The organism is Ferruginibacter sp. (assembly GCF_031430955.1).
GTDB lineage: Bacteria > Bacteroidota > Bacteroidia > Chitinophagales > Chitinophagaceae > Ferruginibacter.
In genome coordinates this window covers 1-20051 of the sequence record NZ_JANPCM010000506.1, presented here as the reverse complement: position 1 = coordinate 20051, position 20051 = coordinate 1, and the positions used below count along the sequence as shown (strand labels likewise).

Below are 20051 nucleotides of genomic sequence, written 5' to 3'. Positions count from 1 at the left end.
GGGCTGATGGAAATTGCAGATATTTTTGTAGTAAATAAAGCCGACAGGCCCGATGCAGATACTTTTGTAAAAAATTTACGATTGATGCTTGCCCCTTCTTTCAGTAATCATACCACTCCTGTGCCTGTTATAAAAACAACTGCATCGCAAAAAAAAGGTATAGCAGAGCTTTTAGCTGCTATAATATTAAATATGCAGCAATCAATAGTAAACATTAAACGCAACTGGCTGCTTGCAGAAAAAGCTTTTCATCTTATTGAACAAAAACGTATGAATGATGTTAGCAAAGAAGAATTAAAAAATAAAATAGCGACCGAAGGAAATAATTTTAACCTGTATAAATTTATAAAAAAATACTACTGATGGAAATGATATCAAATAAAAACCTGCCGCATATTGCAAAAAAAGAACCGGCAATGGTAAACGTAGTACCTGGAAAAATTTACGCCTGGTGTACCTGCGGCCTTAGCGAAAAACAACCTTTTTGCGACGGCACACATAAAAGAATTGAACATACTATTAATGAACATGATGAGCCCATACTGCCTTACAAAAGTTTAAAGGAAGCGTTTGAAAAAGAAGAAGAAATTTGGTTTTGCCAATGCAAGCAAACCAAAACACCTCCTTACTGCGATGGCAGCCATAATAAACTTAAATAAATTTAATCCCAATCGCAACCAATTGGTGCTCCTGGTGGTATTGCCGCATGAATGGTTGGTTTTGCCTTTTCAGGTGCCTTCATTCTTTCCAATGCTAAAATAAAATTACCTGTCAGTAATTGGTCTGTTGTATTTTTTTGTTGCAGCTCAATATATTTTTTTAAATCATTCAATGCTTTTTGTACAACTGCTTTGGCTGTAAAAGAAGTATTATCATCAACACTAACTGCTAATAAATAAGTCAATAAAATTTGTTGGGTTTGTTGCTGAATTAATTTTTCCATCCCCGTTCCTGGTGCAGCTTTCCATGTTTTATTTATTAAGATATTGATCATTTCATTTAAGCCCAGGCCGCCATTGGCTGCTTCATACTGCACCATTCGGTTAATTCTTTCTGTATTAAATAAAAAAGACAGAGGCAGATCAGCCGCAGTTTCTGCAGGAGAAATTGCATCAAACGCCAAGCCGGTTCTCTTCTTAAATAATTCTCTTGTAAAATTATACCCTGTTGGCCGTGGTGGAATTAATTTTACAATATCATCCGGCAATAATAAAAATTTTGGGTCAATGCAATCCATTATTGCACTCAATGCTTTTAATTGTTCTTCTTTTGATAGTGCTTTTGTAATCAGTTGTCCATCGCCACGCAATGCATAAGTATAGTTTAATCCACCCACTAATTTTGTTACTGCCTCAATTTGATAACGATGGTATAAATACACCGGTACCAATACATCTTCCAGCATTGCCATGGGCATACCGGGGCGAATATTTTTTTCTCCAAATTTTTCCAATGCTTTTTTTCTCACTTTAATTACCTCATTTAATTCTGCAATAGCATCGCTGCCATTATCCCATAAATGTGCTGTAGGGTGTAAGCCGCCTGCTGCCCTTGCATCACGGTCACTTATAAATTGTAATCCCTTTTTTGTGGCATCGGTTAACATTTTATTTAATGCTGCTGCTTCATCTGTTGTTGCAGAAAAATCCTGGTAACCCCATGTAATAGCAACCTTATCCCATTCGCCAATTTTATCATCGTACGCATTATTCAAATCAATTTCGCCTTTTGCATTAAGCCTTACTAACGGATGCGGATAATCCATAACGCTGGCACGATTATTTACACTGCTTGCATAATTATGTACCAGCCCCAACGTATGGCCTACTTCATGTGCAGCCAGTTGCTTCAATCTTTCTAAAGCCATCTTCAACATTTTATCATCGGCAGGCATACCATTTTCAAAAGGTGCCAGCAAACCTTGTGCAATCAAATAATCTTGCCGCACCCTTAGTGAACCAAGTGTTACATGGCCTTTAATAATTTCTCCGGTACGTGGGTCAACAACAGATGCGCCATAACTCCATCCTCTTGTAGAGCGGTGCACCCAGTTAATAACATTGTAACGAACATCCATGGGGTCGGCGCTGTCGGGTAATAATTTTACCTGGAAAGCATTGATGTAACCAGCCGCTTCAAAAGCCTGGTTCCACCAGCCTGCACCTTCAAGCAAAGCGCTGCGTATGGGCTCGGGTGTACCATTATCTAAATAATAAATAATTGGTTTTACCGGTTCACTCACTGCAGCACCCGGATTTTTCTTTTTTAAACGATGGCGTATGATAAAACTTTTTTCTACCGGTTCGCTCACTGGTGTGCTGTAATCAAAATAGCCCGTATTAATAAAACTGCTTCGGGCATCAAATTTTCTTGGTTGATAATTACTGTCGGGCAATTGCACAAAAGAATGGTGCATGCGTAAAGTAATGGCTTCGGCGGCTGGTGTTACTGATTGTACAAAATTGCCCACCGTTCCATCTGCATTGGTTAATGTAATGGTGGCTTCAATTTCTGTATTAAGCGGAAAATTTTTTGTGCGTTCTAAATAAATTGCCGAACGTGTTTTATCAAATGTGTAACTGCCCTGTTGTGCTGCTTTTATTCTGTTGGCAACCCTCATGGCATCTCTTAAAATAAAATCAGTGATATCTACCAATACTGTATCATTAGTTTGTGCTTCTATTGTAAAGCCCCACAATGCAGACTGAGCAAAGGATTGCTCCACTGCTCTTTTTTCGTTGGCATCTTTAGTAACAGCACGGTAAGCATAGTTGGGTGCAATCATCAAAATTTTTCTGCCTACCTTAATAAATTTTACAATTTTTGTTTCGCCCAGTAAACCACGGTCTAATCCAATATCGTTGGAGCCCAGGCCGGCAGGTAAGGATTGCTGGTATAAAATTTCGGTGTTAAGTTTATTGATCTCCAGCCATATTTTTCCGGAAGATTCTTCCCAATAGAAAGTCATGAAGCCTGCATTCTTTTTCATGTCTTTTGTTTTTTCTTCTATTGCAGGAAGTTTTTGTGCAAAAGCAGCGAAAGAATAAAATAGCAGAGGTATAAAAAAATATTTCATGTGTGTTGGTTTAGTGCACACAAGATAATGGTGAAATGGTCAATGGCGAATGGCGAATAGCAGAAATATTAAAAAAAATATTACACTAACTATGTTTGTTCTTTATTGCTCCTCCACCAGCGGTAACCAATAAAGCCAACAATTGCAAAAGGTGCAGCCATTAAATATAAAATACCGCTATTCATTCCTTTGGCGGGTTTTTCACCTAACTGTGATGCTGTTTTTGTACAAACAGAGCATTGTGCATTTGTTGCTGCACTAAAAAAACTAATGCAAAAAACAAGTAATAATATTTTGAGAAAAAATTTCATCTGATACTGCAAAGTTACTAAACAAAATACCCTTTTAACTTATTGTTTAACTAAAAATTTTAAAAAAACCTGTTCTTAAAAGCTAAACTTGCTTTTACTTTGCTGCAAATTATTTATTGCATGTTTAAATATTTTTGTACACTTTCAATTAGTTTTTTAACTGCTGCTGTTGTAATGGCACAGCCTGTAAAACAGGCAGCAGTTTTTTACAAAACAGGTTTAAAGCTGGAGCAGAAGGGTATGTATTATGAAGCCATTGCTGCTTATAAAAAAGCAGTATCATTAAATAAGAAATACGACTCAGCGTATTTAAGGATGGGGGCGATTTATACAAAAATTAATAAGGCAGACAGTGCTGTTATTATTTTAAAAAATGCGGTAAAAATAATTCCCGGTTTTTCTGGTGCTTATTTTGCTCTGGGAGGTATTTACAGGGATATAAAAAATGATCCCGGCGAAGCTATAAACAATTATTTAAATGCGCTAAAAACAGACAGTACCAATAAAGTAATTTTTTACAGTTTAGCCTGGTGCAGCAATGCAAAAAAATATTACAGAGAAGCTGTAAAATACGCTATTAAAGCGCTTGAAATTGACAATGATTATAAAGCGGCTTACAATGAATTAGGACATGCTTATCACCAGTTAAACGCCAATGAAGAATGTATTGCTCAGTTAAAAAAAAACCTGGCGGTTTCGGTAAACGATCTCCCATTGTTATACACCGGTTATTGCTATTTGGAACTTAAACAAAAAGATGAAGCCCTGAAAATGTATGAAGAGTTAAAAAAAATAAATCCCAGAATGGCAGAAGGGTTGAAGAGAAAAATTGATGCCATGCAATGATGCAGCTATCTTATTTCTGATGTCATCGCTGCATTATAAAATACTTCCTGGTCAAAAAATTTAGGTTCTGTAATAAAAGCTTTTAAATTTCCTTTCATAATAGTTGATGACAATAAATCATCGGCCCTGTACACTACCGGTGTTTGAGCCGCCAGTAATTTTTTAGCCCCTTCAAGTGTAACTGCATAAGCATGTGTACAATCATGAAAGCCAGCTTTTTTCAGGTGTGTACTAAATGGCTTTGGCAAAAGATTATTTACCATTGTATAACTCCATTTCATTAAACCGGCAGCACTGAATATTTTGTAAAAAAACTGTTTTATTTTTAAAGTCTGCGTTATTTTTTCATGTTTTAAGTAGCCCAGGTAAACCAGTTCCCAGTCATGCGGCAACTCATTTAAAACATTTGGCAGCAAATTAAGTTTTTCAAATAATGGCAACGCATCATCTTCCAGTATTAAAATTTTTTTCCAGTTATGCTTTATCATTTCTTCATACACCATACGGTGAGATAAAGAACAGGCTATCTCACCTAAATTAAGCGGCTTACCCTGCCGCTGCAGTTGTTTTGCTTTTATTTCATCATAAGTACCATCCTTTTTTACCCTCTCCAAATCCAATTGCAGTTTGTCTGCTCCCCAAAAAAAATGAAATGGCAAACCCTGTAAATGCTCCTCTACGCTTTTATGCCTGTCGGTAAAGCGGGTAACAGTTACAACAAATATCTTATCAAAATATTGTTGCAGTAAATTGCTTATGTCGGTTGGAATATTCAGTGTGAATGTTTTTATAACAACAAAAATAATGGATTAAAGAACAGCTGAACTTAATATTGTTAATATAGCTATTGATAAACATTTTTGTTTCAACTTAGAGGCTGTTTCAGTTATTTATTTTTTTATTTGGCTAAAGCCTACAACCTCTATTTGCATTACCACGCCTTTAAAGGCGTGGTAATGCAATGAAAATACAAAAGGCTTTAGCCAAATTGTATTCTGTTAAAATTAATTCAAACAGCTTCTTAGGATATGAAAGTTAATTTGAAAATGATTACTTAGGTTATAACTTGTAATAAAAATATTATTTCCAGGGCGCAGGTGTGTATGCTGCTAATTTAAAAATAGGGTATTAATCCATTCTTTTAAATGATATTTCTGCCTGATTGTTTCATCTATTTCTTTATAAGGTGTTTCAAAAAACCAGTCGGGTATATTTATATCATCAGTATCAATAATAAAAATATTATTCTCATCAAAAAAATCATAGTTTTTAATTTGCTGATTATTGGTAATTAATTTCTTATTTAAACCCAGCGCTTCCAGTGCCCTGAATGTAAGACCACACTGATTTTCTTTTTGTATTTCCAGCAATATGGATGAACCAGCAATTTCTTCTAACATGGTTTGATACGGAATAACAGTATGTGCCGGTATTACAAACTTATACTTAAAAGGTTTTTGCCTGTACACTTTAATTGTATTTGCAATACCTTTTGAATTTAGATACCCGGCCACTTTTTCAAGTGCAGCAATACGTTTATCATACGATACCAGGCAATAAACATTATTAATAACTTTTGCAGGTATATCCTGGTAATAATAAAAATTGTTTAATGGTGTAAAGCCATAGTTTTTACAATCCTCTGTATCAAAACTGTATACTTTAGTAAACAAATTTTTTATTGCGGCTTTACGTGGAAAAAAAGCCAGGCTATCCCAGTAATACGCAACAAAATCCTTGGTTTTTGACTGCAGTAAATGAAGTAATTCATCGTTTATTAAATCAGGCCTTATAATTACTATCCTGTCGTAATAATGTTGTTGTTTGTTTATTTGTTCTTTTACCAGGTTGTTAAAATAAATGGGTTTTAAGTTTATATTTTTAAATGTTTTTAAATAAAAATTAGTGGCCCGGTGATAAAAATTTTTGTACCTGAATTTATTTTTATAAATATCCAAATCAATATAATCTACCTGCACACCGGTAAGCAGTGCAAGTTCTTTTTGTACCACTTTAATTATACCCACACTATCTGGTGCAAGAAATAGAATTTTTTTCATGGTAAAATTTAATTGTGCCGGTAAGCAAATACATTTATAGCCATATCCATATTCTGGCAAGCAAGGTCTTTATCAATAAAAGGGCTTCTACGTGAAAAAGATTGTTTAAGATGATACCGGAAACCATTTTTTTTCAGCAGCTGCAATAGATCTTCCAAATGCTGTTCTTCATTTATATAACTGTGATATTCCACAAAAATATTTTCAACATTTTTTAAAAGTGCTTCGCAACTTTTTAATACCCGGTATTCTGCACCTTCAATATCCATTTTAAGAAAATCAATTTTCTCCTGCAAATAATCAGCAAGTATTACTGTTTCTACTAAAGCCGGTTTCTGGTTTGTATATACATTAGTTACACTTCCTCCCATTCCCTTATCTGTAAAAAATTTTAATGTGGTCACTTCGTCCCAAACTGCTTTTTTATGCAGTGTTACATTATTTAAATTATACGTTGTTATATTATTTTGTAAAACTGGAAATATAGCTTCTTCAGGCTCAAAAGCAATAATTTTTGCAGATGGATATGCTTTTGAAAAGTAATATACACTTAATCCCATATTAGCCCCGCAATCAATTATCAATGGATTTTTTGAAGCAGTATTAAACTCGTAAATTTTGTCTTGTATTATTTCTTCATAAGATGCATGAAAACTTCTTGCATCATGAAATTGAAATTTACTGCCTTCAACCTCCGCATAACCGCTTACTCCATAAGGCTGCTTTTTCATTTCATCTAATTCACCTGCGTTAAAATATTTTTCAATATTTTTTTTATTTTTCTTTTTAAAAAAACTGAGCATAATAATTTTTAATTTTAAGCAGGCAGTAAAAGATGATTTTTTTGCAGGCGGATTTTTATAATTATTAATTAAATAAAAAGGCAACTATTGAATATCTGTACTGCAAAATAATGCATAATTATTTTACTGCAACAACAAACAGATTGTTCAAATTAAAAAACCCGGAAGTATCAGTTCCGGGTTTATAAATATTTATACAATTTTTAAACTGCTTCAGTCTTCATTTGTTTTGAAACCCTTGAGCGTTCGTTTTCGTCTAAAATTACTTTACGCATACGAATGCTTTTTGGTGTTACTTCAATACATTCATCCTGCTGAATATATTCCATACACTCTTCTAAAGTCATCATAATTTTAGGGGCGGCACGGCTGGCATCATCGCTGCCGCTGGCACGGTGGTTAGTTAATTTTTTTGGCTCGGTTGCATTTACATTTAAATCACCTGGCTTAATATGCTCGGCAATTATCTGGCCTGCGTAAACTTCTTCACCCGGGTCAACAAAAAACCTTCCCCTGTCCTGTAATTTATCAATAGAGTAACCAGTAGTTTTTTCTGTGTTTTTAGAAAGTAATACACCATTGCTTCTTCCGGGTATTACACCTTTCCACGGACGGTACTCGATAAAACGATGTGCCATAACTGCTTCACCAGCTGTACCTGTTAGCATAGTGCTACGCAATCCTATTAACCCCCTTGATGGAATTTCAAATTCTAAATGCTGCATTTCGCCTTTACTTTCCATAATGATCATTTCGCCCTTGCGCTGCGTAACTAAATCAATTACTTTACCACTGTATTCTGCAGGCACATCCACTACTAAATTCTCATAGGGTTCATTTCTTTTACCGTCAATTTCTTTTACTAAAACCTGTGGATTACCTACTGTTAATTCAAAACCTTCTCTGCGCATGGTTTCAATTAATATTCCAAGGTGTAAAATACCACGGCCAAAAACTAAAAAGCTATCTGCACCATCGGTATCTTCTACACGAAGGGCTAAGTTTTTTTCTGTTTCTTTCATCAACCTGTCACGCAAATGGCGGCTGGTAACAAACTTACCTTCTTTACCAAAAAATGGTGAGTTGTTAATGCTGAACATCATACTCATGGTAGGCTCATCCACACTTATCACTGCTAATGCTTCAGGAAATTCTGCATCGCAAATGGTGTCTCCAATATTAAAAGTTTCCAATCCAACTATTGCACAAATATCTCCTGCAAAAACTTCTGTTGCTTTCTTTTTGCCCAATGCTTCAAAAGTATATAATTCCCTTACTTTGCTTTTTACCAGTTTACCATCTGCCTGTACCATTACAATATTCTGTCCTTCTTTTATACTGCCACGGGCAACTCTTCCAATAGCAATCCTGCCCAAAAAGGCTGAATAATCTAAAGAAGTAATTTGCATTTGTGTGGTGCCTTCGTTAACTTTTGGCTCGGGTACATGCTCTAAAATAGCATCCATCAAAGGAAAAATAGTATCGGTTGGTGTTATTGAAGTATTCATCCAGCCCTGTTTGCTGCTGCCGTAAATAGTAGGAAAATCCAATTGATCTTCAGTAGCATCAAGGTTGAAAAATAATTCAAATACCGCATCATGCACTTCATCTGGTCTGCAATTTTCTTTATCTACTTTATTAATAACTACAATTGGTTTTAAACCTAATTGTAAAGCTTTTTGTAATACAAAACGTGTTTGTGGCATTGGCCCTTCAAAAGCATCCACCAATAATAAAACACCATCAGCCATTTTTAAAACCCTTTCCACTTCTCCGCCAAAGTCACTGTGACCAGGGGTATCTATTACGTTAATTTTATAGCCTTTATAAGTAACTGATACGTTCTTACTAAAAATAGTAATGCCTCTTTCTCTTTCCAAATCATTATTATCCATTATCAGTTCGCCAGTTTCCTGGTTATCTCTAAAAATGTTAGTGCTATGCAAAATTTTGTCAACAAGGGTGGTTTTACCATGATCTACGTGGGCAATAATGGCGATGTTACGAATATTCATTGTGATGATTGTTGTGGTAAAGTATTGTAAACCAATACGGTTATAATCTATACCCTTTTTTTTTGAGGTGCAAAGGTACGGCAAATAAACGGTCTTTCCTTATTAAATAGCAATGAAATTAAGTGTTATTGGGTATTGCAAATAACTGCTGCCTGGTATAATTTTATGGTAAAAATTATTTTATGTTACGCTTATTTACAACTGCCTTTTTATTCGTTTTTGTTAGCATTAATGCCGCTGCACAATTAACTGCCAAAGAATGGTTTAATAAAGGTGTAGCCTTAAACGATGTATCTGATAATACAACAGCTGTAAAAGCATTTGAAAAAGCTATTAAGTTAGATGCACAATATGCAGATGCTTATTACAGGCTTGGGTGGACACATAATGAACTGGGTGCTTATGACAAAGCAATTGAACATTTAAAAAAGGCCGTAGAGTTAAAAAAAGATTATGCTTTTGCTTTGCAGGAAATGGGCTATGCATACAAGAAAAAAGAGAATTATACTGATGCACTTAATTATTTTAATAAAGCCATTATTGCAAAACCTGATTACGCAACGGCTTATAAACAGTTAGGCGATGTGTACATTAAATTAAAAAGAGGAACAGAAGCTGCTACCGCATACGAAAAAGCATATAACCTGGATAATAAAAATGAAGGCGCCTGTTATGAACTGGGTTTCTGGTATAATGAAAACAATAATTTTGAAAAAGCTTTGGAGTGGTTAAACAGGGCCGCTGCTATAAAACCGGCAGTTAACACTTATAATGAAATTGGTTTTGCAAAGTATAAACTTTTAAAAAACGACGAATCGATTGCTGCATATAAAAGCGCATTGCTTATTGATGGCGGTAACGGAACTGCTTATAAAGGTATAGGTGATGTGTACAGAAAGAATTATACCCCCGCTAAAACAACAGAGGCAATTGAAAATTACAGAAAGGCTATTATTAATAACCCTAAAAGTACTGGCGCTTACTTTGGTTTAGGATGGTGCTTTAACGAGTTGGGGAAATACGACAGTTCTATTGTAATGCTGAAAAAAACAATTGAACTGGATGCCACTTTTATTGCTGCCTATACCGAACTGGGCTATGCCCAATACATGAAAGGATTTTACACCGATGCTTTAAATACTTTTAATAAAGTAATTGGTATTGATGCCAAAGTAATATTACCTCGCTATTATAAAGGCTTTGTATATGTTGCCCAAAAAGACAAAGCCAATGCCACAAAAATGCATGAAGAACTTAAACAGTTGGATAAAAACCTGGCTGATAAATTATTAATAAAAATAAATGCTTTGTAGCAGGTATTTATTTGATTACTGTTTTATACCAATTATTTTTTTATAAACCCTTTTATATATTTTTTATCGCCTGCCGTTAAAGAAAAAATGTATTCGCCTGCCGGCAATTCTTTTAAAGAAAGGGAGTAATAATTATTTCCTCTTTCGAACAATGGTGGTGCCACAGTTTTCACCACTACACCTGCGGAATTAATTATTGTTATATTACAGCGAATCTTTTTATCCAGTATAAAATTTACATTTAAAACATCGGTTACCGGGTTTGGAAATATTATAATATTATAAGCATCTTTTGATGCTTTTATTAAAATAGTTTTTGAATAATTAAAGGTATTGCCCCTGTTTATCATTTTTAAACGGTAATAATAAGGTGTTACAGTACTAATATTTTTATCGCTGTAATTATAAGTGCCTTCTTCCCTGGGTTGGGCTGTAATGGTTGCAATTCTAATAAAATGCTGCCCGTCTGTACTTCTTTCTAAATCGTATTCTTTTAAATTAATTTCATTGGCAGTTTTCCATTTCAACTCATTTGATTCATTAATTTTTTCGCCATCAAATGTTAATATTTTTACAGGTAAGGAAATTACATTAAGTGTAACCCTGTAAGTTTTCATTTCGTTGTGGCCTTGGCTGGTAAACAGATTTCTCCCGCTAAAAGCGGCGTCATTCATATCAGTTTCTACATGAGTGGCATTTTTGGCTTGGGCTATCGGTAAACCATATTCAAGATTTGGGGTAAGGCTTATATCATTATTACCTAAATTCCAAACTCTTGTTACAATACCACGTATTACTCCTTCTTCTGCCGGTTTTACAGCCCATATCAAAGTATTAGGTTCAGTATTTTTGATAAAAGAAAATTCGTTAGGCAATAAGAAACTAATTGGGCTTACAACTGTACCACACACCATAGCGTTTTGATGCTCCAGTGCTTTTTTCATTTCATTGGCAGCGGAATAAGAAGTATGTGTTGTTATTGCAAAACGTTGGTTAAAAGTATTATCTCCTCCCTGGTTTGGAATACCCCAGGTATCAATCCTTCCACCAGCTAAAATATTTAACTGCCGGCTATTAATTGTTTCATCTAAAGAAACTAAACTGCTATTCCCGGTTTTCATAAAATAACAATCCTGATTACTAAGCGAAATGCCATAGTTAGTAACAGTATCGTTTACACTGGCAAAATGATTAATCGTATTCCAGTCGTACCGGGCATTTTGTGTTGCATAATGGCCGCCATTAGTGGTTAGTTTTGCTTTAATAACTGCACCGGTTTCTTCGTGCCAAACTTCCGGGGCAGCTATATTAAAGGAATAACTCCAAATTTTATCAGCATCAAACCCCTGTGTTATCTGGTTATCAATTTCTATACGGGGTATATTTTTAAATAGAGTAATTTTTGTGGTATGCGGAATAACTGATGAAGTTGTTGCTGTAGTAAGAATGGTTATTGAAACCGGGCCGTTGAATTCAACAGAAGATGTGCCGGTATTATCTGTGCCTGTTCCTAAATCATTAACATATTTGCCATTTGTAATTATTACAAGTTCTTTGCCATGTACTTTATCAAAAATACTTGTCAATACGCCCTGATTTGTATAAGCAACTCTAAAATATTGGTTCTCCACAACATTGCCCGAAGTAATACCTGCATTTGTAAAAGTTGTACCTGTGCCACTTTGTATTTCAAAAACTTTATAACCTACTGAGGGCACATCTTTTGCTTCAACTCTTATAAATTGAACAGCTCCTTTTGTAATAAATTGAAAAGGGACTTCAGCATTGGTGCTTACGTCCATAATTTTAATTGGTCCAGTTCCACTATAAGCATAATCTGCATAATCAGTACGTACCCAACTTAAAGGGTTAAAAGCATAAAAACGGGGGTTGCCTGATCCATTAGTAATTAAGTTTCCTAAATTACTTTGTGCAAGGGTATATAATTGATCTACGTAAGAGGAAAATGTGTTTTCGAGCCTGGTTTGAAAAACATAACGGTTGGCAAAATTAACAGCAAGTTCAAACCCTAATGAGTGCTCCCAATACAAGCTCAAAGCTTCGTAGGCTTCTTTTTTTAAATTATCTAATGTCCCTGCAAAGGTGGGTTCGTAATTAACTACAATTGCAGCCATGGCTTCGGCTGCCCGCAATTTTTCCAGCGAACGTTTTATTCTGCTACTCACTTCTGCAATAGACGCACAAGCATGCTCCCAGTCATTACCAAAAGTTTGTGTTACATCGGGTAATGAAGCGCCATAAGCATTTTCAAAATCCCTAAAAAAATCAACCTCGTTAGATACAATAACCTTGCGGCTTGCAGTGGAACTATCCATAGCGGCATTTACCAATTGATCCGTTGTTGTTAGTAAATCATCCCAACCAACACCAAAACCGGCAGCAATATCGTAAGGGTAAGGTGCAGTATTTGTTTTTGAAGTAAGGTCGGCTATTGTAGGTCGTGAATCTCTTGCTTCTGCATACCCTCCCAAAGATTGGTTTTGACCCATAGCTTTAAGGCTATACCATTTTAATAAAATTCTATTGGTATCTAAGCCTTTGTACCAGTAAATTTCTTTTTGCCTGTTAGTTAACCCGGTTACGGGGCTAGTACAATCGCATACGCCATGCCAGCAGTATTTCGCCCCGGATCCTTTCCAAAGCGAAGCAAGGCCAAGTGGCATTGTTTGATTTTCCATTGCAGTAGCCATATCAAAATCTAAAGCAGAGTCTCTTTCCAATTGCCCGGCATAATACATACTACGTAATACTGCTTCAGTTGGCACTGCACCATAAGTAATTACCAAAGGAGAATAAGGAACAGTAATTTTTCCTTGACGGATCTGGGTTATAAGTCTGCCAAATTGTGCAGGTGTACGATACTTCTGATAAGTTTTTACCCAAAACCATCCGTCGCAGTTCCATTTACTTTGAAATTCCGGCAGATTGGTTGCAGTAGCATCATTAATATCAAGCCAGCTATCCAGCATAGTTAAAAAAGCTGCTTGGTAAGTAGCTGAATCAGCCGTAAACATATAGTCCGTATGATCATCATTGGAAATATAAATACGTTTTTGCTGTGCATTTACAGAAAGTTGCAAAAATAATAATATAATAACCCCTAACTTAGTAGATGTTCTCTTCATAATGTTAATTGAAAATGTCTGAACTAAAATTTTTTGAATATTAACCAAAAAACTCAACTTGGTTACTTAAGGGGAAAGAGGTTTTCTTAACAGGATAAAGTGAAGCAAGTACAAACCTAAGATTTTTTTTTGATTAAATCATATCCGCAGTTATAAATTAGTAAGAATGAAAGAAGTAAGAAAAATTGGTACAAGAAAAAGAATTGCTTTAGTAGCACATGATAATAAAAAAGCAGATTTAATTGAATGGGCCGAACATAATAAAATTGTACTGGCCCGGCACGAACTTATTGCAACAGGTACAACGGGTAAATTATTAGAAGAAAAATTAGACCGGCCCGTTAAAAAAATGCTGAGCGGCCCATTGGGTGGCGACCAGCAAATTGGCGCCATGATTGCCGAAGGAAAAATTGATGTGTTGATATTTTTTTGGGATCCCATGGAAGCACAGCCACACGACAGCGATGTAAAAGCATTATTAAGACTGGGCGTTGCCTGGAATATTTTACTGGCTTGCGACAGGGCAACAGCCGATTTTATTTTAACCTCGCCATTAATGCATCAGGAGTATGACACACAAATACCTAATTATAAAAATTATTTAAAAAGAAAAGTGGTACTGTAAAATAATTAGTTAGCGGCTATTTTATCACACCGTTTAAATTGACAAAAAGATATTCTAAAATGACTTCGATAAAGAAATTCTTTAGTAATTTATTTTCTAAAAAAAATCAACCACTTCTTGAGGACATTTCTGACCCAGTAGTTGAACCGACTGTTCATATTTCTACAACAAAATATATCCAACATCCACAAGGAGACTTTTACGTTATGGACGGAGTCTGTATTACTTGTGGAGCACCAGAGGCAGAAGCCCCAGACCTAATAGAACATCAAAAAATCGAATACGGACATTGCTACTTCAAAAAACAACCAGAAACAGAGGATGAGATAAATAGAGCAATAAATGCTGTAGCTGTTTCTTGTATTGCGGGGCTACGTTATAGAGGAACTAATGAAAGCATTTTAATGAAACTTTACGAAATTGGAGAACAAAACCAATGCGACAATACACCAATTTATAAATACAAAGAAGTCATTAGAAATAAAGTGGAGTTCAGTTTTAAAGGCACAATTCAAAAACTACAAAACATATTAAAAACCAAAATTCTGAAAAGAGACTATTACAAAATACTTGACTTTAAAACTAATGAGAAAGACTTGTTTCAATTTACACTAAGGTGGACAGATGGTTTAACGGGAACAATTTATAAATGTAATTTTCAAGCAGGTGGACAATGCAAAATTGAAATGTCAAAAGAAAAAGATGGTTACTTTGGTTCCATTAGAAGTCATTCAGAGGATTTGAATAATATCTTGAGTAACGAAGAAAATATTTCTGAAATTCATTGGTTTAATTTTGACGGCGAAAGGAAGCCATTCTAACAAAAAACAGCCGTTAACATAAGGGCTTTGCTGCAAGGCTGGCTGGACAAACAACAATGCCCTGCCTGCAAAAAGCCCTGTTCGTTTTAAACCCTGATGTATATTTTTCTTTTATCTAAAAAATAACCAACCAGCCAGCAGAATAACATAAAGCAAAGAGCAAAAAGAAAAGAGCCAGGGTATGCTCCTGCATGCAGAAAAATATTATTATAGATCCATTGGTAAAAAGAGGTTTTATTATCTACTCTGAAAAAATTTAATAAAATTGCAGCTAACTCAGAAAGTAAATAAATAAATAACGGGTTGCGGCCAAACACTTCAAAAAAATACGTCCACCGGGTTTTATTTTTAAAGTTGATGATATAAATTATAGCTGCAATAATTATACAATCCAGGCCAACAGTATGTAATACAAAACTACTGGTCCATAATTTTTTATTGATAGGAAAACTTAAACCCCAGCAGTAGGCTATAAAAACCAACACCGCTCCGCCCAGCAGCAAAACTGTCAAACCTTCGTAAGTATTTCCTTTTTGCTGAATGTATTTTCCCACCATATAACCGGCCACAACATTTGCAACGCCGGGTAATGTACTCAGCAATCCTTCGGGGTCAAAAGCTACACCCTCGCCATGATACAAATGTTTTTCTCCCAGCAACCACCTGTCTAAAATTGAACCGGCATTACTCTGCATATTTAATGGGTCATTTGCATCACCCAATGCATATAACAGTATCCAATAGCCCAATAAAAAAAGTACACTTATAATAACTGCGGTTTTTGGTTTACAGTAATAAATTATCAGCGATGCTATGCCATAACAAAGTGCAATACGCTGCAGCACCCCAAAAACCCTTGTTTCTGCAAATGGAGAAAAAATAAAATTTCCGGTAACATCTCTTTTAACAAAAGGAAACCAGTACATAAGGTAACCCAATAAAAAAATGATGACTGTTCTTTTTAAAATTTTCCAAAGCACTTTATTTTGAGAGAGTTTTTTCCACTTGAACATTACAAAACTCATAGCATTACCTACAGCAAATAAAAAAGAAGGGAATACCAAATCGGTTGGTGTAAAACCATGCCACTTTGCATGCAGCAGTGGCGAAAAAGTGGTAGCTCCATTGCCCGGCGTATTTACAATTATCATAAAGCAGATCGTCATTCCCCGGAAAACATCCAGGGCAGTAAAACGTGGGGCAGTTAGAGTCATAAGCAAACATTGAAGTATACAAAATAATCATTTTTATTTAGGAAATAAACATTTGTAATTATAATATTCACGTTTTAAAAAGTAAAAGAGAAAACCCTTTTGTTGCTTTCTTCCACTATTGATGTTTCTATTGAAAGCCATGCAATAGGTTTTATAGCGGAATAATACAGGAAGAATAAGAAGGTGATGGAAGTGAAATTGTAATTATATAACTTTCATCAAATAATTTGAATTTAATATTCAATAATTCAGGTATTTTGCATACGTGAAACCCATCTACAATTTATTTTACAATTTTCTTCCTTTAAAAAAAGTTAATACCGATAACCAGCTTTTTTTATTAACAGAAGAAGAAATAAAAAACATACACCGCAAAGAAACTATTGCTGTTTGGCTGGCGGCATTTATTGGCGCCATGGGTGTGCTGTTATTATATCTGCCGCAATATGCTTACCCAGTTTTTTTTAATGATACAGTACTTTCTCTTTTTGGTAAAAAATTTTTACTGCCGCTAACCTTAATAATTTACACCATCATTTTAGTAATTATAGAAATTTTACTGCTCACCCTTTTAAATATTTGGTGTGCACACGAAGTGGCTGTTGCAACAGGTTTTTTAAACTACCAGTTAAAAAAAGAGAAGAGAAATTTATTAATCAATATCAGTCTTGAAAAAAAGAACAAGGAAATTTTACAATACGGTATTGATCCTTTGCAGGGCATCAACAAAAAAGCATTGCTGGCCTGGAATTTTATTTTTATTTTAAAAGCTACCCTCAGCAATATGCTCTTTAAAATTTTTATACAAAGGGCGCTGGGCAGATACGCTATAAAAGCGGTACAGGATTTTGCAGGCATTCCCATTTTTGCATTATGGAATGCGTATGGGACAAAAGTAATTTTAAAAGAAGCCCGGATAATTATTATGGGGCAAAACCTTATTGAAGATATTTGCAAACGTATAAGAAAAGATCAGCGGCCAACGGATGCTTTTAAAATTTTACTGTACGATACGCTGCAATACATCGCTATAAGCAAAAGAGATTTTCACCAAAATCATTTTTTTCTTACCAAAAATTTATTTGACATTTATAGTATTCAGCCAAAAGAAAAACATTTGCTGGAAGATGATTATTACAAAAAATTACAAGCCGCAGGAAAAGAAGAAAGAGAAGTTTGCCAGTTATTAATTACCGTAGGTTTTTTATTAGATGGCCGTTTATCGCGGCATGAAAAAGGGCAAATAAAAGAGTTACAGGATGAAGGACTTTTAGATGTAAACGCTGCCGAAATAAAAAAATACCAGCAGGATTTTTTAAATGGCAAGGGAATTGAGGGATTGATAAAGAAATATATTTAAACAAAACTCTTGGAGGGTTAGCAAGGCCCTCCAGGAAATGAAAAAGGGAGCAAAACCCTCCAAGTGTTAATTATGAAAGAAGAAAAAATATTTGTACCCAATATTGCCCTTTGTATTCTAATGGATGTAATTGGTATGGCCACTTATGCATTTCCTGGTTTAGCAGAATTTATTGATATTGTTTGGGCCCCGATTTCGGGATTAATTTTTTATAAATTATTTGGTGGTAAGTTTGGGCAGATTGGTGGCGCCTTAAATTTTTTGGAAGAAATAATTCCTTTTACCGATGCAATCCCTTCTTTCACTATTGCATGGTTTATCAGAAAAAATCAGGCGGATAAATTGGTTAAATAAGCTGCCAATATAGTTATTTATTTAAAAACTATTACAGCAGATTCGTAACCCTTCAATAAGCTTTTGTAAATTGCAATCTATTATTATGCAATTCAAACTAAACTCATCATATTCTCCGGCAGGCGATCAGCCGCAGGCTATTCAGCAACTTACCGAAGGTTTATTAAACGGTGAACGGTATCAAACTTTATTAGGCGTTACCGGCAGCGGTAAAACTTTTACCATGGCCAATGTTATAGAAAATGTACAACGGCCGGTATTGGTATTAACGCATAATAAAACATTAGTGGCGCAATTGTACGGCGAATTCAAACAATTTTTTCCGGATAATGCGGTAGGTTATTTTGTTAGTTATTACGATTATTATCAGCCCGAAGCCTACATGCCTGTAAGCAATACTTACATAGAAAAAGACCTGAGCATTAATGAAGAGTTAGATAAATTAAGATTACAGGCAACAGCACAATTACTCAGTGGGCGGAGAGATATTATTATTGTTGCCAGCGTAAGTTGCATTTATGGCATGGGTAATCCTACCGATTACGAAAATGGAATTATCAGGATTACACAGGGGCAACAAATTTCCCGCCAGGGATTTTTACATGCCTTAGTAAACAGTTTATACAACAGAAGCGAAGGCGATTTTACAAGAGGAACGTTTCGTGTTAAAGGCGATACCATTGATATTAATTTACCTTATGTAGATTTTGGTTACCGCATTACTTTTTTTGGTGATGAAATTGAAACGATTGAAACGCTGGAACTCAGCAGCGGCAAACGCATCAGCAGTGTGGAGAATGCGGCTATATTTCCTGCAACTTTATATGTGGCACCAAAAGATATGTTACAACAGGTGATACATGAAATACAGAATGAAGTGGCAGCGCAGGAATTGTATTATAAAAATTCCGGAAAATATATTGAAGCACAACGAATAAGTGAAAGGGTGAATTACGATTTAGAAATGATACGTGAACTGGGTTATTGCAATGGCATAGAAAACTATTCCCGTTTTTTTGACAGAAGAAAACCCGGCACCAGGCCGTTCTGCTTATTAGATTATTTTCCAAAAGATTTTATTGTGATGATTGATGAGAGCCATCAAACCATTCCGCAGGTGAGTGGTATGTATGGCGGCGACAGGAGCCGAAAATTAATTTTAGTAGATTATGGTTTTCGTTTACCCTCGGCGTTAGATAACCGGCCATTAAATTTTCATGAGTTTGAAGCGTTGACCGGGCAAACCATTTTTGTTTCGGCAACGCCTGCAGATTATGAATTAGAAAAAAGTGAAGGCATTGTGGTAGAGCAAGTGGTAAGGCCAACAGGTTTATTGGATCCACCGATAGAAGTGCGTCCGTCTATAAATCAAATTGATGATTTGCTGGATGAGATTGATAAGAGAATAAAAAAAGGCGATCGTGTTTTGGTGACTACATTAACTAAACGCATGGCCGAAGAGATGACGAAATATTTAGAACGCATCAATATAAAATGTAAATACATTCACAGCGAAGTAGATGCTTTGCAAAGAGTAGAAATTTTAAGGGAATTGCGCCTGGGTGTTATTGATGTGTTGGTTGGTGTAAATTTATTAAGAGAAGGATTGGATTTACCCGAAGTAAGTTTGGTAGCTATTTTAGATGCTGATAAAGAAGGTTTTTTACGCAACGAGAGAAGCCTTACACAAACTGCCGGCAGGGCCGCAAGAAATGTTGATGGCCTTGTAATTTTTTATGCTGATGTGATGACAGAAAGCATGCAAAAAACCATTGACGAAACGTACCGCCGCCGTGAAAAACAAATTGCTTACAATATTGAACACAACATTACTCCAACTACTATTATAAAAAATACGCAACAAATTATGGCGCAGGGTTCGGTACTGGATGTAAAAGGTTACGATCCTGCCAATCCTTATTCTATTAAACCCGATGAAGATATTATCAGCATTGCTGCTGAAGATGAAGTGGAATACAAAACCATTCCTCAAATGGAAAAGGGCATTGGCAAAATAAAAAAGCAAATGGAAAAAGCTGCTAAGGATTTAGACTTTATGGAAGCAGCAAGATTGAGGGATGAAATGTTCAGGTTGCAAAAAGAACTG

16 protein-coding genes and 1 pseudogene are annotated in these 20051 nt (G+C 35.3%); 9 read left to right on the top strand and 8 right to left on the bottom strand.

The features are described 5' to 3' along the window. Positions 1 to 363, top strand: a pseudogene (locus ACY65O_RS14195) (methylmalonyl Co-A mutase-associated GTPase MeaB); the annotation flags it as partial. Beyond that, a complete protein-coding gene (locus ACY65O_RS14190; protein ID WP_462221515.1) occupies positions 363 to 659 on the top strand; it encodes a CDGSH iron-sulfur domain-containing protein in 297 nt (98 codons plus the stop codon). The pseudogene ACY65O_RS14195 and the gene ACY65O_RS14190, both read left to right, overlap by 1 nt. Before the next feature lie 2 nt (positions 660 to 661). On the opposite strand, the gene ACY65O_RS14185 is transcribed toward ACY65O_RS14190, so the two are convergent. Together ACY65O_RS14185 and ACY65O_RS14180 are read right to left on the bottom strand one after the other, a co-directional pair. Next, positions 662 to 3076 carry a zinc-dependent metalloprotease gene (locus tag ACY65O_RS14185; protein ID WP_462221514.1) on the bottom strand — a complete coding sequence of 805 codons (2415 nt, stop codon included), beginning with the start codon at positions 3074 to 3076 and terminating at the stop codon, positions 662 to 664. 89 nt (positions 3077 to 3165) lie between these two features. Further along, on the bottom strand, positions 3166 to 3387 hold the full coding sequence (locus ACY65O_RS14180; protein ID WP_462221513.1) for a hypothetical protein: 222 nt from the start codon (positions 3385 to 3387) through the stop codon (positions 3166 to 3168). A 120-nt stretch (positions 3388 to 3507) separates the two neighbouring features. On the opposite strand from ACY65O_RS14180, the gene ACY65O_RS14175 reads away from it, so the two are divergent. Further along, entirely contained in the window at positions 3508 to 4233 is a 726-nt protein-coding gene (locus ACY65O_RS14175) for a tetratricopeptide repeat protein (RefSeq protein ID WP_462221512.1), read from the top strand. Between the two features lie 5 nt (positions 4234 to 4238). Here ACY65O_RS14175 and ACY65O_RS14170 read toward each other — a convergent pair whose 3' ends face one another. From ACY65O_RS14170 to typA, 4 genes are all read right to left on the bottom strand, one after another. Then, complete coding sequence (locus ACY65O_RS14170; protein WP_462221516.1) at positions 4239 to 4958, bottom strand: glycosyltransferase family 25 protein; 720 nt, start codon at positions 4956 to 4958, stop codon at positions 4239 to 4241. A 384-nt stretch (positions 4959 to 5342) separates the two neighbouring features. After that, positions 5343 to 6293: a hypothetical protein gene (locus tag ACY65O_RS14165; protein ID WP_462221511.1), complete on the bottom strand. Its 951-nt coding sequence runs from the start codon at positions 6291 to 6293 to the stop codon at positions 5343 to 5345. A gap of 8 nt (positions 6294 to 6301) precedes the next feature. Continuing rightward, positions 6302 to 7096, bottom strand: a complete 795-nt coding sequence (locus ACY65O_RS14160; RefSeq protein ID WP_462221510.1) for an FkbM family methyltransferase — start codon at positions 7094 to 7096, stop codon at positions 6302 to 6304. Positions 7097 to 7299: 203 nt separating this feature from the next. Then, positions 7300 to 9111 (bottom strand): translational GTPase TypA, encoded by a 1812-nt coding sequence (typA, locus tag ACY65O_RS14155; RefSeq protein ID WP_462221509.1) that lies wholly within the window; start codon positions 9109 to 9111, stop codon positions 7300 to 7302. Between the two features lie 182 nt (positions 9112 to 9293). Between typA and ACY65O_RS14150 the strand changes: the two genes are divergently transcribed. Further along, positions 9294 to 10424 (top strand): tetratricopeptide repeat protein, encoded by a 1131-nt coding sequence (locus ACY65O_RS14150; RefSeq protein WP_462221508.1) that lies wholly within the window; start codon positions 9294 to 9296, stop codon positions 10422 to 10424. A gap of 32 nt (positions 10425 to 10456) precedes the next feature. On the opposite strand, the gene ACY65O_RS14145 is transcribed toward ACY65O_RS14150, so the two are convergent. Further along, positions 10457 to 13570, bottom strand: coding sequence for a T9SS type A sorting domain-containing protein (locus ACY65O_RS14145; RefSeq protein ID WP_462221507.1), 3114 nt, complete (start codon positions 13568 to 13570; stop codon positions 10457 to 10459). A gap of 166 nt (positions 13571 to 13736) precedes the next feature. Here ACY65O_RS14145 and ACY65O_RS14140 point away from each other — a divergent pair, with 166 nt between their 5' ends. Together ACY65O_RS14140 and ACY65O_RS14135 are read left to right on the top strand one after the other, a co-directional pair. Beyond that, positions 13737 to 14195 (top strand): methylglyoxal synthase, encoded by a 459-nt coding sequence (locus tag ACY65O_RS14140; RefSeq protein ID WP_462221506.1) that lies wholly within the window; start codon positions 13737 to 13739, stop codon positions 14193 to 14195. A gap of 59 nt (positions 14196 to 14254) precedes the next feature. Then, positions 14255 to 15016, top strand: a complete 762-nt coding sequence (locus tag ACY65O_RS14135; RefSeq protein WP_462221505.1) for a ferredoxin — start codon at positions 14255 to 14257, stop codon at positions 15014 to 15016. 86 nt (positions 15017 to 15102) lie between these two features. Here the strand turns inward: ACY65O_RS14135 and ACY65O_RS14130 are convergent, their stop codons facing one another. Beyond that, positions 15103 to 16230, bottom strand: coding sequence for an acyltransferase family protein (locus ACY65O_RS14130; protein ID WP_462221504.1), 1128 nt, complete (start codon positions 16228 to 16230; stop codon positions 15103 to 15105). 265 nt (positions 16231 to 16495) lie between these two features. Here ACY65O_RS14130 and ACY65O_RS14125 point away from each other — a divergent pair, with 265 nt between their 5' ends. The 3 genes from ACY65O_RS14125 to uvrB all read left to right on the top strand — a co-directional run. Then, a complete protein-coding gene (locus ACY65O_RS14125) occupies positions 16496 to 17590 on the top strand; it encodes an LBF_2804 family protein (protein ID WP_462221503.1) in 1095 nt (364 codons plus the stop codon). Between the two features lie 72 nt (positions 17591 to 17662). After that, on the top strand, positions 17663 to 17944 hold the full coding sequence (locus tag ACY65O_RS14120; protein WP_462221502.1) for a hypothetical protein: 282 nt from the start codon (positions 17663 to 17665) through the stop codon (positions 17942 to 17944). An 85-nt stretch (positions 17945 to 18029) separates the two neighbouring features. Then, positions 18030 to 20051 (top strand): excinuclease ABC subunit UvrB (gene uvrB, locus ACY65O_RS14115; RefSeq protein ID WP_462221501.1); only part of this gene is annotated, 2022 nt, incomplete at its 3' end.